General features: G+C 49.9%; 7 protein-coding genes and 1 pseudogene. 7 read left to right on the forward strand and 1 reads right to left on the reverse strand.

Annotation, left to right across the window (positions count from 1 at the left end):
- The first annotated feature begins 189 nt into the window (after nucleotides 1-189).
- From ON16_RS12325 to ON16_RS12360, 7 genes and pseudogenes are all read left to right on the forward strand, one after another.
- Nucleotides 190-1,518 (forward strand): annotated as a pseudogene (locus ON16_RS12325) (phosphoadenosine phosphosulfate reductase).
- Complete coding sequence (locus tag ON16_RS12330; protein ID WP_040663142.1) at nucleotides 1,508-2,029, forward strand: IbrB-like domain-containing protein; 522 nt, start codon at nucleotides 1,508-1,510, stop codon at nucleotides 2,027-2,029. Before ON16_RS12325 ends, ON16_RS12330 begins: the two are co-directional and overlap by 11 nt.
- A 253-nt stretch (nucleotides 2,030-2,282) precedes the next feature.
- The gene (locus tag ON16_RS12335; RefSeq protein ID WP_040663145.1) at nucleotides 2,283-3,158 is read left to right on the forward strand and encodes a metal-dependent transcriptional regulator; all 876 of its coding nucleotides are present in this window, start codon (nucleotides 2,283-2,285) and stop codon (nucleotides 3,156-3,158) included.
- 523 nt (nucleotides 3,159-3,681) lie between these two features.
- Nucleotides 3,682-4,197 (forward strand): hypothetical protein, encoded by a 516-nt coding sequence (locus tag ON16_RS12345; protein ID WP_144032126.1) that lies wholly within the window; start codon nucleotides 3,682-3,684, stop codon nucleotides 4,195-4,197.
- A 93-nt stretch (nucleotides 4,198-4,290) separates the two neighbouring features.
- Entirely contained in the window at nucleotides 4,291-9,480 is a 5,190-nt protein-coding gene (locus ON16_RS15105; protein ID WP_051131745.1) for an S-layer homology domain-containing protein, read from the forward strand.
- 186 nt (nucleotides 9,481-9,666) lie between these two features.
- On the forward strand, nucleotides 9,667-11,181 hold the full coding sequence (locus ON16_RS12355) for an S-layer homology domain-containing protein (protein WP_040663151.1): 1,515 nt from the start codon (nucleotides 9,667-9,669) through the stop codon (nucleotides 11,179-11,181).
- A 278-nt stretch (nucleotides 11,182-11,459) separates the two neighbouring features.
- Complete coding sequence (locus ON16_RS12360; protein WP_243441832.1) at nucleotides 11,460-12,662, forward strand: ABC transporter ATP-binding protein/permease; 1,203 nt, start codon at nucleotides 11,460-11,462, stop codon at nucleotides 12,660-12,662.
- Here the strand turns inward: ON16_RS12360 and ON16_RS15410 are convergent.
- Nucleotides 12,646-12,741: a rubredoxin gene (locus tag ON16_RS15410; protein ID WP_081579717.1), complete on the reverse strand. Its 96-nt coding sequence runs from the start codon at nucleotides 12,739-12,741 to the stop codon at nucleotides 12,646-12,648. The two genes, ON16_RS12360 and ON16_RS15410, sit on opposite strands and share 17 nt — an antisense overlap.
- Nucleotides 12,742-13,042 lie beyond the last annotated feature (301 nt).

Raw genomic sequence — 13,042 nt, forward strand, 5'->3', positions numbered from 1 at the left:
TATTTTTTAAATAAATTGGTGGTATTGAACAAATATCAAAAGCGATTCCAATTCAAAATAATGAAATAGTTGTATATGTGTTGAGAAAATACTTATATTCGTGATATGCTTATAAATATAATAAAAATTGCGTTGGTTGCCGTAGTTGTAGAAAATGTTAGGTGGAAATGTCGGCTGAAGGAGGTGCACATGCAGAAACGATATTTGAATATAAATGTGTATCAGGCGTTTCAGAAACGGTTGGATTTTATCTTTCGGGAGTTTGACAATATTTATGTTTCTTTCAGCGGAGGAAAAGACAGCGCGCTGTTGTTGCACCTGGTTATGGAGTATAAAAGAAAAAATCATTTACCACAGCGCATAGGGGTTTTCCACCAAGATTTTGAAGCACAATATCATGTAACCACAGAATTTGTAGAACAGGTTTTTGAGAAATATCAGTTGGACATTGAGCCGTATTGGGTTTGTTTGCCGATGGCAGTACGAACGGCACTGAGTAGTTACCAAATGTATTGGTACCCATGGGACGACAAACGGAAGGAACTTTGAGTAAGACAACTTCCGGATAAGCCGTATGTAATTTGCTTAGAAAACAATCCTATGTTTACATATCGGTACCGCATGCTACAAGAGGATTTAGCCAAGCAATTTAGTAGATGGTACAAAATGATTCATCAAGATAAAAAAACCGTTTGTTTGCTTGGCATTCGCGCAGATGAATCGCTTCAGCGATACAGTGGTTTTCTTAATAAAAAATATGGCTATAAGGGTGAGTGCTGGATATCTAAGCAATTTAAAGACGTGTGGGCAGCATCACCGTTATATGACTGGTCAACTTCAGATGTATGGACAGCATATTACCAATTCGGTTATCCATATAATAAATTATATGATTTATATTACAAGGCCGGCTTAAAACCGGGGCAAATGCGTGTGGCATCTCCCTTTAATGATTATGCGAAAGACTCTCTGAATCTTTACCGGGTGCTGGAGCCTGAAACGTGGGTGAAGTTGGTGGGCCGTGTACAAGGGGCTAACTTTGCAGCAATTTACGGAAAAACAAAGGCGATGGGGTATCGCAGCATTACTCTACCGCAAGGATATACTTGGGAGTCTTATACAAGGTTTTTACTGGATACGCTGCCGCCTAGACTCCGCAGTAATTATATAAAAAAATTTAGAACTTCGATGGAGTTTTGGCATCAGACGGGAGGGGGATTGTCGGAAGAAGCAATTCAAGAGTTATTGGAAAAAGGTTATAAAATTGAGCGAAATGGCGTTTCCAATTACACGTTAGACAAAAAATCAAGAGTGATATTCTTGCAAAAGATACCCGATGATACGGACGACATTGTGAGCACAAAAGATATTCCCTCATGGAAACGTATGTGCTATTGCATATTAAAAAATGACCATCTATGTAGATTTATGGGATTCGGGTTAAGGCGCAGAGAGCAGGATAGGGTTGATTTGATTCGAAGAAAATATAGAGGCGTAGAGGGGTGGAATGATGTTTAAGAGCCCGGCTTATAATGTGATTCCAGTTCCGGTAGAAAAAATTATCGCCAACACATACAACCCTAATGCAGTGGCACCACCGGAAATGCGATTGCTCTATGATAGCATTAAGGAAGACGGCTATACGCAGCCCATCGTGTGCTATTATTCTATTAAAAAAGATAAATATGTGATTGTAGATGGTTTCCATCGGTATAGAGTTATGATGGAGCATCCAGATATTTATGACCGAGAAAACGGGATGATTCCAGTCATAGTAATAGATAAACCGTTAGATCAACGTATGGCAAGCACAATTCGCCACAACAGAGCTCGTGGTTCTCACGATGTGGATCTTATGAGTAATATTATAAAAGAGCTACATGAAATAGGACGAAGCGATAAATGGATTGCAAAACATCTTGGAATGGACAAGGACGAGATTCTTAGACTAAAACAAATTACGGGGCTAACAGCGCTATTTCGTGATACAAAGTTTGGACAGGCGTGGATTCCAGAGGAAGAACAGTAATACTTGAGATGGTTGAAAGATCATTATGTGCATGAAATGGCTGTGAAAAGAACTGGGTAAACGATCAGAAAGCGGAGACTCAGAAACGGGAAAATTATAGAAAGGAAAGGTGCGAGAGGAGGGACTGCCTATATCGTTCAATGCCATGTGTCTCACAAAAAATACCTAGTACAGAGTGGTTTGACAAATAAGTACTATAAGGATAGAATAAATTCACGATTACAAACCAAAAGGTAAAGGAGAAACAAGACACATGGCAAAGATGAATCGGAGAGCAGAGGCATCCAGGCAGGCCGACGAGGATCTGCTCAAAACTGCCATGCTGTTGCAGCTCAAAAGAGGCCATGCCTATGTCAGTGACTTGGCAGAGGAACTGGAGATGAATATCGCTACCGCGTATTCAGCGGTGAATAAACTTGCTGTTAACGGCTACTTGCATCCGCTGGAACGGCGGGGAGGGCGCAAATCGAATAAGCAATCCCTGACATTCACACCGGAGGGTGAGGCCTTAGCAAAAAAAATTCTAGAGCGGCACCAGATGGTTCAAAGCTGGCTCATCCGATTGGGTGTTCCCTTGGAAGAGGCGGACGCGGAGGCCTGCCATATGGAGCACGGCTTGACCGACCAGACTATGCAAATATTAAAAGGTCACGTGGAGATGGCGTCCCAATTCATGGGGGGAGACACGCCGGCCCCGGAAGCTATACGGGAAATGATCCAGCGGATGAAGGAAAATCGCAAAAGCATTGGCCTGACGGCCAGTGAACAGATAATTAGCACGATTGAGCGGCTTGGCGGTATAGAGGGGATTGAGCGGAAAAGCGCATTGGTGTCCCGAGCCGGTGGAGAGGAAAGTTTGGAGAAGCTTCTGGATCTGGTAGATTCGTTGGGCGGAATCCAAGCTTTGGCGCGGCAAAAGGAGCAAAGTCTTGCTCTGGATAAGCTAGTGGAGATGCGCGGCGGAGTGAATGCTGTTCAAAGTGCCGTGAGAGATATGGATCGTCTGGGCGGCGCGGATAAGGTGCGTCGACTTGAGGAGATGGCTGAAAAGTTAGGCGGGATGGAAACGCTCTTACAGATACTTAGAAACGCCTATGATAGTTGGATTGGGGTTTTTCAGCAGAAGTGATTTTGGTCATATAGGCAGCAAGCAACAGGGGGTGGTCGTTGCTTGCTGCCTTTTTGTTGAGTCGAATAGCGAGAAAGTATTGACAAACGAAAGATGATAATATAAAATGCGAGTGCGAGGAAAATATTCTCAGAATCAACTAATAAATAAAAAGAATTAGTTGATGAGCGAGAATGTTTTTTATTAAGCATCGGTTAGCATAAGCTAACCGATTAAAAGGAGAGAAGCACTGCATAACTTGAAAAGCAAGGAATTTTAAAAGGCTCTATTTTTGGGTCTTTAGTTAGATTCCTTTAACTTGATCGGTGAAAGCGCACTGCTGCTGAAAAACTGCCAAATGAAATGGTCGGATCTAACATTTGACCAAGACTGCCCCCCTCCGAAGCGGAGTTTCCAGTTGATCTTTTTCTCCTGACCGGCCGGCAGGAGTTTAAGATACCAGACCTCATATCGGGGCTTCTGAGTTATATAACCACCCGAATGCCGCCGCTTAAAGTGCGGTGAGTACGAAAGGAGAAAAACAATGACACGATCTAAGAGTATTTCCAAAAGGCTTGGTGCGATGCTCATGGCGTGCGCCATGATGTTTGCAATGGCAGTTTCTGCAAACGCTGCTGACACGGCAAACGAAACGACGGAAACGTATCAGGTGACAATTTATAAGAAGAACGGCACAAGTATTTCCATGGCAAACGGTATTGTGGCGGGGAACGCGACCGTCACGACGGCAGCGGATGGAAAAGCCCGGGTGGATATTCCGATCAAGCCCATCTATAATTACACGGCCATGGGGATGTTTACCGCTGACGGATATTTGAAAAGCGTTGTGCTTTCTGGTGCGACGGGCATTGTTACGCCCAATACCATTACATACCCCTCGGCAACGCTGACGATTACGGCAAATAGCATGCCTACAAACCTGCGTTTTGCAGTGACTAGCTCTAGAATCGATCTCTACAAGGTGGGTACGTCTAATCCTTACTGGATGTCCCACGTTTCCCCTGCGTTTGTCATTGCGCTGACGCCTGTTTCTGCGTAACGAGGGCAATCACAAAACGATAGCACGCGCGGGCAGCGGAGCAATCTTCCAACGCTTCGCTGCCCGCAGTTTTGATGTGAAAGGAGAAAAGCGGTGAGTTTTTTAATTCGTCAGAATCACAGGCTGTGGCGGGATATTCTCGCGATGGTACTGATCGTAGCGATGTTTTTGGGTATGACAGCGCCTGCTTTGGCGCTGGAGAGTGGAGAAGAAGGGGCGAGTTCCTCCGGCACGGCGGTTGCCGTCTCTGAAATTACAGAGACGGGAGCTAAGTTAACGATTACGAATAGCGGCGAAACTACCGGATATCCGGTAGCTTTTTATCTGGTGAAGGGTGCGGATGAAGCAGCGCCTACGGCAGAGGAGCTGAAGACCGGGGGAACAGGAACACAGGATAACGCCTTTACCACGGGTGGTGTGGCCACCACAGCAGTAAGCGTTTCTGAACTGACTGCAGGGACGGCGTACATCGCCTATGCAGTGGTTTATTATGCCGCAACAGAGAAATTCAGTAATGTAGCCAGTGCAGCGTTTACCACAGAAGCGCCACCGGCGTCCGGCGCAGCGGTTGCCGTCTCTGAAATTACAGAGACGGGAGCTAAGTTAACGATTACGAATAGCGACGAAACCTCCGGATATCCGGTAGCTTTTTATCTGGTGAAGGGCGCGAATGAAGCAGCGCCTACGGCGGAGGAAGTAAAGGCCGGGGGCCAAATGACACAGGACGGTGCCTTTACGAGTGGCACATCCACAAGCACCCATGTAAATATCTCTGAGTTGGCCGCAAAGACCAGCTACATTGCTTATGTTGTGATTTTTTACGGAGAAACCCAGACACTCGGTGATGTGGCCCGCTGCGCGTTTACCACGCTGGATGCAGAGGGTGGCGGCGTTGGTCCCGGGGGCGATGTCATGTCTCTGAACTATCGAAATGGCGGAGGGAAGCTAATTACCGTCCAATATGAGGACGTTTCCAAGGCTGCCAGCGCTATGAACGGGATTGCAGAGGACAGCACTGACATAAAGCTGACCCTCCTGCGGGACGTTGCCATTGACCGTGAGCTTCCGGATTGGGGCAGCGCCATGGAAATCAGACGCACCTGCACGCTGGATCTGGCGGGACATACCCTGCGTATCCGCTCTAAGGCGACAACATACAACACTTACGGAATCTATGTGGAGGGAAATTTGACCTTTACTCTGGAGGACTCTTCTGACGCAAAAACCGGTACAATCGACGTGGTAAATGATGGGACCGCGATTCAGGTTGGTTCAGGGCGCTATCCTCTCCCGGAAGGGGCGGAGTGCGACGTCAACTTTGTGATGAAGGGCGGAACCGTACGAAGCACGGATGTCCAGACGGGCAGGTCGGGATACGTGCTTGGTTTCGCGCAGTTTGCGGAGGTTACCATAGAAGACGGCGCCCTATACGGAGGGGTATCCGCCCTGGGAAGGTTTGTGATGAAGGGCGGACTCATCGAAGCGCCCAGTCCTATCGGTGTGGTTATTGTGGCCGGTGGTGTCCCGTTTTTGATGACAGGCGGGGAAATTCGCAATACTGACACCCTTACCGCGCTCACAGACAAGGTTTGCGCGGTGTCTTATGATGGAGGCGGTACGCCGCTTGCAGAAGGAGAAGTGGGCGTTCATATTTCCGGCGGCACCTTATCCACCACCTCGGGACCGGCGTTATACTTGAGCCATAGCTGGAATAGCACACAAATCATAAAAATAGACGGAACAGCAAAACTGGTGTCGCAAAAGGGTCCGGCAATCGGGGTTGAGAGTTGGGGTGTGCCCAAGGAGTTTCAGGTTACCGTAGGCGCTGGGGCAAGCCTTGCCGGTGTCAATGCGGTTATGGTAAATCTGAAGGAGCAAGCGGCGAAGGAGTTCGTCAAAATCAAGATTGAAGATGGCGCGTATTGCAAATATCCGGAAAATTCGATCCCAGTCGCGCCGAACAGCACCTACGTTACCTATCCGGAGGGAATGGTGCAGGGCGTGACCCCTCTTGCAGAGGGTACATACGCGGGCTATTATCCCCTTGCGAAAGCTGCTGATTTGAAGCAGATGATTGGGAATAAAGAATGGGGCTATCAATACCTGGATAATTTAAACACCGCAATCAGCGGTGCAAAAGAGATCTATACAGCAGGGAACGAAGCGGGCAAATACGACGATGAACTGTGGAGCGCCTTTGCTGCGGCTTACGAAAAGGCCTTGCCCATTCCGGAGAATCAAAACGCGAACCAAAATGAGATTGATTATTTCACTCGCGCCTTAAATAAGGCGTCGATGGAAATGACCGCGCAGGCAGAGAGCGGCGTAGATGTGTCTCAATTGGCGGATGGCATTTATGAAGTCAATGTTGAGATGCGGATGTATGGCAGGACAGAGCTATCCATGGCAAACGGCGCAGTGAATTCCGTCGCCAAACTGGTAGTCAAGGATGGCAAGGGTCACCTGCGCGCGGATTTTAAGCCGATCATGCAGATGGGCTTCTGGGGTTCTTTGATGCAGTTCTGGACGTTCCATGGGAACACGCCCGAAGAAGCTCAAACGAACGTGATCAGCCACTCAGGTGACGGGGCCTACATGACGGAAGCGGAATATTTGTCCTATCACAATGTGTCGCTTACCAACGGAACCATTACGCCCATTACCGGAGCGCCTGCGGAAGCGCCCTCTCTAAAGAATGAGATTCGGCCCGCGGCGATCCGCATTGCGCTCCCGTATATGGGAAGCGCCCGTGATTACAACAAAATCTACTGCTATGTGGGCGTGGATATGATGCGCTCGGAAGATGGCGGAAGCGTGGGCGATCAGCCTGTCGTCATGTATATCAAGTACAGTACGCTGAAAGCGGTTGATGTGCAGGATACCCTGTCCCTCAGCGACAGCGCGGTAACACTGGCGAAGGGCGGAACACAAGGAATTGCCGCAAAAGTCATTGGGACTGAGGGCTGGTCCATTGCAGCGGAGAGCGATCAGGCCGGCGTTGCTGCGGCCAATATTCAAAATGGGACGATTACTGTGATAGCGGTGGAGCCCGGTACCGCGACGATTACGGTTACAGCCACCAAAGCGGACAAATCCCCGCTGGTGAAGCACATCACCGTGACCGTTTCCGACAAGGCGAAGGTCGAAGTGCTGACCACCACGGATGGAGTTGCCGCTACCGCCACCGTTTCTGGAACTGCGCTGCTTACTGCAGGCGGCTCAGATAAAGTGGCCGTTGGTGAAGGGAATATCACGGTTGACGCAAAATCCAATGCAAGCGGGACCGCGATTACCGACGCAGTGGTCAATATAGCGGCAGATACCTTGACGGCACTGGCCGGAGCGAACAAATCCGTGACCATCAAGACGGATATGGGTGATGCACAGTTGAGTGTTGAGGCGCTTGCCCAAATTAAGGATGTCGGCGCTGTGACGCTCACGGTGAAAAAAGCTGCCACTACCGCAGTGAAAAAAACGGTGGCCTGCGTGGATGTTACCCTCAATAAGACAAGCGATAGCAGCCCGGTGGTATTCAACAAAGGAACCATGATGCTCAGTATTCCCACTGGAGATCTGACTGCCGGTACAATTGTTTATGCGTACTATATCAGCAATGACAAGATTGCTGAACGCACTACCACCTCTACGTCCGGTGGTATCTCAGTGTGGAGTACAAACCACTGCTCAACTTGGGCGCTCAGCACTCGATATCAGAAGACGGATGCCGAGGGTGCAGTTAATCCGGAGCTTCCTCAGGCCGGGATTACCAAAGGAACATGGTCCGTGCCAATTTACATCAAAAACATTTCTACCGGTGGAGCCTCCATGGCGAATGGCGCCGTGGCTGGGTATGCGCTGGCAAAGGTTGCAGACAACAACGTAACCTATACCCTGACCTTCCAGGGAATGAAACTCAAGGGGCTCTACGGCCATTTGTTGGATCTGTGGTACTACACAGATTATCCAAAGGATATGGCAAGAGCGGACTATACAGAGTATCAAGATAAGGATTTGAAGGGTAAAACAGCTACTTTTCCGCGTACTGCCACATTTACGGTTGACGGCGCTCCCAGCGACGCTGTATATATCCGCGTCAATGTGGACGCTATGAACGACCCCTCGATTGGTGCCGGACAACAGGACGCTATTCTGACTTTCCGCTGGAACGCCGCCGAGAAAGGAGGTAGCGCAGCGGATGCTGCCGTCGGCAAACTGAACAAGGGAGTGCCTCAGATCGTTCAGACGGGGGCTGTAGTGAAATCCGGCTCCAGCATCAGCCCTTCCAAGCTGTCCGACTATATCGGCAAGGGCGGCTTGACTGTGGAGAATGCGAGCGACGGAATTACTGCTGCGCTGGACGAGGCAGCGCTGAAAGCGATTTCCAAAGCAGCGGGGACTTCCAACGTGCAAATCGCGCTGGATAAGGCCAAGATATCCGACCTCTCGGTTGCGCAGAAAGCTGCTGTGGGTAATCGGCCGGTGTTCAAGCTGACAGTGACGGCAGGGAAGAACGTCATTGCTGATTTTGGTACCGGCAAGATCACCGTGACCCTGCCGTATACCTTGCAGACTGGCGAAAAGGCGCAAGGGCTGGTGGTTCGCAGAGTGGCCGATGATGGAAAGACAGAGAAATTCCCCAGCACCTATAAGACATCCAACAAAACCATCAGCTTTACCACGTCTCGTTTCTCAGTGTACATGATTGCTTATGACGAAAGCCAACTTTGGACCAATCCTTTTACGGATGTTAGGGAAAGCGACTGGTTCTATGACGCGGTACACTATGTGGTGCAAAACAAACTGTTCGGCGGTACCAGTGGCACCACCTTCACGCCCAACGCCAATATGACGCGGGCGCAGTTGGTTGCGGTATTGTATCGGCTGGATGGACAGACAGAAGTGAAGGAAAGCAGTGGCTTCAGCGATGTAGTTGCCGGCGCGTACTATGAAAAGGCGGTGATCTGGGCCAAAACCAGCGGCATTGTGAGCGGCTATCCCGACGGCAGCTTTGGTGTGAGCGATGTTATTACCCGTGAGCAGCTGGCTGTGATTTTGCACCGCTATGCAGCTTACAAAAAGTATGATGTCGCGGTCCGCGCCGATCTGAAGGGCTACATGGATCTTGAACACGTTGGAAACTATGCTGGCGATGCCATGCAATGGGCAGTGGGCAGTGGGATCATCAGCGGCACCAGCGCTGCAACGCTGACGCCAAAGGGAACAGCAACCCGCGCTCAGGCAGCGGTTATCCTCCAGCGCTTTGCAGAAAAGTTCGGGAAGTAAATTATCAAACCTTCAAGCATTGTAGGGAATCGGCCGAGAGCTGTCCTAAATACCGGGACAGCTTTTGGCGGATTTTGTGAAATCCACCGCAGACCGGCGATTGAGCCCACGACCTCGGTGCTGGGTTCAATCGTGGTTTGTATGGGACACCCCACGTTGATAAATGAATATCAGGAGGAACCGGTTATGATGAAAACCTTAAAAAAAGCAATCTCAGCCTTGCTGTCCTGTGCTTTGCTATGCGGTTTGGCCGCTGTCCCAGCCCAAGCGGTGGAGAGTAGCCGGCTTGTAAAAATTGACCTGTGGAACGCTGTTTCAAATCAGGCGTCTATGGGCAATGTGGCAACGGATCATAATGGACAGGCGCTGTACAACCCGGCGGCGAATACCCTGCAGATCGCTACCAACTCCGTCAGCGTCAGTGGGTATCAGTCCGCTATTGTGGCAGCCCAATATGATACCACCGGGAAGGGAAATTTTGTGGACGTAAAGGTGCTATCAACCAATACGGTGGATACGGGAACGAAATACGATGACACAAACCATACGGTGACTTATCTCTCCAGCTTTGAAATCACGCTGCCAAGCTATCTTACCAAAACCGGGGTGGAGTTCATCCCGGTTAAAATGAGCGTACCCTATACGCCTATGGATGTTGTGGTGGGCACCGGATATCTGGACGCCCGGCTGCGTATCGACTGGAATCGGACTGCGTCCACCAACTTAGCACAGATTGTACCGAATAATACGATGTCCAGCGGCAGTATCGCCAATGTGGTGCTCCGGGATAGCAGCACCGGAATTACCCTGAACGCCGACACCTCCAAGGTGCGGGAGAATACACGCTTTTCCGCATCTCGTGCTGCCTCCGGCAGCAAATATCAGCTGGCTCAGACAGCGCTTGCCGGGGTAACCTCTGATTTTTTCCTGTTTGAGTTGAAGCTCGTTGATGGCGCTGCGGAGGTGAATCCTTACGGTGCGGTGGAGGTCATTTTTCCCTATTCCGGGAATGTGTCTATGTATCGCATCAATGCCGATGGCAGCAAGACCGTTTTGCGGGGAACTGCGGGAGATAACGGGTACACCATTATGACGACCAAGCTGGGGCTTTTTGCCGTCTCTGGCGGCACAGCCATAAATACGGAATCTTTTCCAGAGGGAACCTCTTTCAGCGATGTGCCCGACACTTACTGGGCGAAGAACTACATCAACCAAGCGGTATCCGCAGGATTGTTCAAGGGAACCAGTGCCACTACCTTTTCACCGGATGGAAAAATGACCAACGCCATGGTGATCGTGGTTTTGCACCGCATGGCCGGTGCTCCTGCCGTGACTGTGCCGGCGAGTCTTGACAACGTTCCCAAAGGTGCGTGGTATGAGACTGCCGCGGCTTGGGGCTATGAAAATGGTGTCATTGGCGGATACAAGACGTTTGATCCGACTGCCCATGTCACCCGCGAAGAACTGGCGACCATGATCTACCGCACGCACAGTCTGGGCAGCGTGCCTGTGGCGGGCGCGGATATCTCCGGATTTACGGATGTCGGTCAGGTTTCCCCATGGGCCAAGGATGCAGTCGCCTGGGCCAACGCTGTTGGTGTGGTGGGCGGTACCGGCACCACCACTTTGTCCCCTGCCAGTCATGCAACCCGGGCGCAGGTGGCGGCGATGCTGTGCCGATATTTGAATGACGTGAAATAACGCCATTCAACCGCAAAATACAGTAGTTTCCACGGATACAGGTACAGTGTGCAAAATGGATACCTCTTGCTGTTCGCGATGCTGGGGGAGCGCAAGGAGAGCATCTTGGCGTCAGGGGCAGCGGGGCTGGTGAAAACAGACCTATACAGTCTTTGCAAGAACTGTGGTTTTACGAAGATGTACGGTTTCCATAAACCGTTCCAATAGAAACAGAAAGCTTTGAGCGGAAAGGGTACAATAAAATGAAGCGCAAACAGATAGGTATTTGGGCTGTCTGTATGGCAGTTTTGGGAAGCCTGTTGGCAGTTCCGGCCATGGCGGTAGATACCGGTGTTTATACTGGTGCTGTGATCACCAGCTATTATACCATGATGGATCTGGTAGCTTACGGTGGCACAGCCTTAGGGGGGATTCTCACAGGTCGGGCTTTTTTGCTAGGCCAAGTGGCAATGGGGCAGGCAGTGGCAATGATTCTGCTTTCCAGTGAGTTTTTCCTCGCCATGCGGGCGCTGGGCAGCTTATTTCATGTAGCCATGAATGGTATGAGTGCCGCTGACCGGATGTTCCGTCTATTTGACCTCCCGGAAATGGAGGATGGAACACAGCGTGTAGAAGCAGGCGGTATCACAGTCCGGGATGTAAGTTTCTCCTATGACGGAAAAAAGGAGACTCTCTCCAGCATCAACTTAAGCATTCCACAGGGCAGCTTCGTCTCACTATGCGGGGTATCTGGCTGCGGTAAATCGACCCTTTCCGCGCTGATCTCCGGAATGCGTCCCGGGTATGAGGGCAGCATTATGATCGGCAGCGTAGAGTTACGGAACGCTGCGGGTGAAAGTATACGAGAACTGATTACAGTGGTTTCAAGCAACAGCTATCTGTTTGGCGGAAGTGTCTATCAGACGCTGAGGGAGGGAAAGGCTGATGCCACGGACGAAGAGTTAAAGGATGTTCTTCGCCGGGTCAATCTATTGGATTTTGTCAACGGGCAGGGCGGGCTTTCTATGAAGCTTTCGGAACGTGCGGTCAATCTCTCTGGCGGCCAGCGGCAGCGTCTGGCAATGGCTCGTGCACTGCTGAAGGACAGCCCTATCTATATCTTTGATGAGGCTACCTCCAATATTGATGTAGAAAGCGAAGAAGCTATTATGGGTGTGATTCACTCACTGAAGGGAAGTCATACGATTTTGTTTATCTCCCATCGGCTTGCCAACGCGGTGGAGTCCGATTATATTGCCTTTTTGCAGCAGGGGGTGCTGGCCGAGCAGGGGACACATGCAGAACTCATGCAGAAACGTGGCGCCTACTTTCACCTGTTTGAGGCCCAAGAGAAGCTGATGCATTTAGGGAAAGAGGGTGAAACGCTAGGCTCCCGCTGTTCCATAAGTAACCGAAGAATGTGCGGTTGCTGGTTTATGTTTAACTTTGTGCCGAAAAGCCTTCTTTGCCAGCGCCGCAAAGAGGTCATTCAAAAGCTATAGAGAGAATTTCCCACGTAGTTCCGGCAACAATATTGATATTAGGGTTGCCTCTGGCTTCATCATAGATGTAGCCACAGATGCTTTTTTGGGGATTATATTTTCTGCGAGTTCTTGAATACCTACGGCACTGTTACTAGAAAAGGAGCCTATTTTATTGAACAGCCCTTGGTTATAAATTTTGAAAATTGTTCACTGTGTCTTGGTTTCTGCGATGTGCCATGGAGCATTGCAGATTGTTCATGTAATCGATTTAATGCTTCCATATTGAATTCCTTCTTTCAGCTTGGATTGCGCCGCTCCTGTGTATTTTAGAACAACCGCCCCAATTAGTCTGTAGCCCGTTTCTCCATAACCGGCATCATAGTAAAGGCCGCCATACC

This window comes from Oscillibacter ruminantium GH1 (assembly GCF_000307265.1).
Taxonomy (GTDB): Bacteria; Bacillota; Clostridia; order Oscillospirales; family Oscillospiraceae; genus Oscillibacter; species Oscillibacter ruminantium.

Bases quoted from the DNA above. Each gene is read 5' to 3' on its own strand.
- ON16_RS12335 (WP_040663145.1), top strand. From the start codon at position 2,283: ATGGCAAAGATGAATCGGAGAGCAGAGGCATCCAGGCAGGCCGACGAG.
- ON16_RS12360 (WP_243441832.1), top strand. From the start codon at position 11,460: ATGGCAGTTTTGGGAAGCCTGTTGGCAGTTCCGGCCATGGCGGTAGAT.
- ON16_RS12345 (WP_144032126.1), top strand. From the start codon at position 3,682: ATGACACGATCTAAGAGTATTTCCAAAAGGCTTGGTGCGATGCTCATG.
- ON16_RS12330 (WP_040663142.1), top strand. From the start codon at position 1,508: ATGATGTTTAAGAGCCCGGCTTATAATGTGATTCCAGTTCCGGTAGAA.
- ON16_RS12355 (WP_040663151.1), top strand. From the start codon at position 9,667: ATGATGAAAACCTTAAAAAAAGCAATCTCAGCCTTGCTGTCCTGTGCT.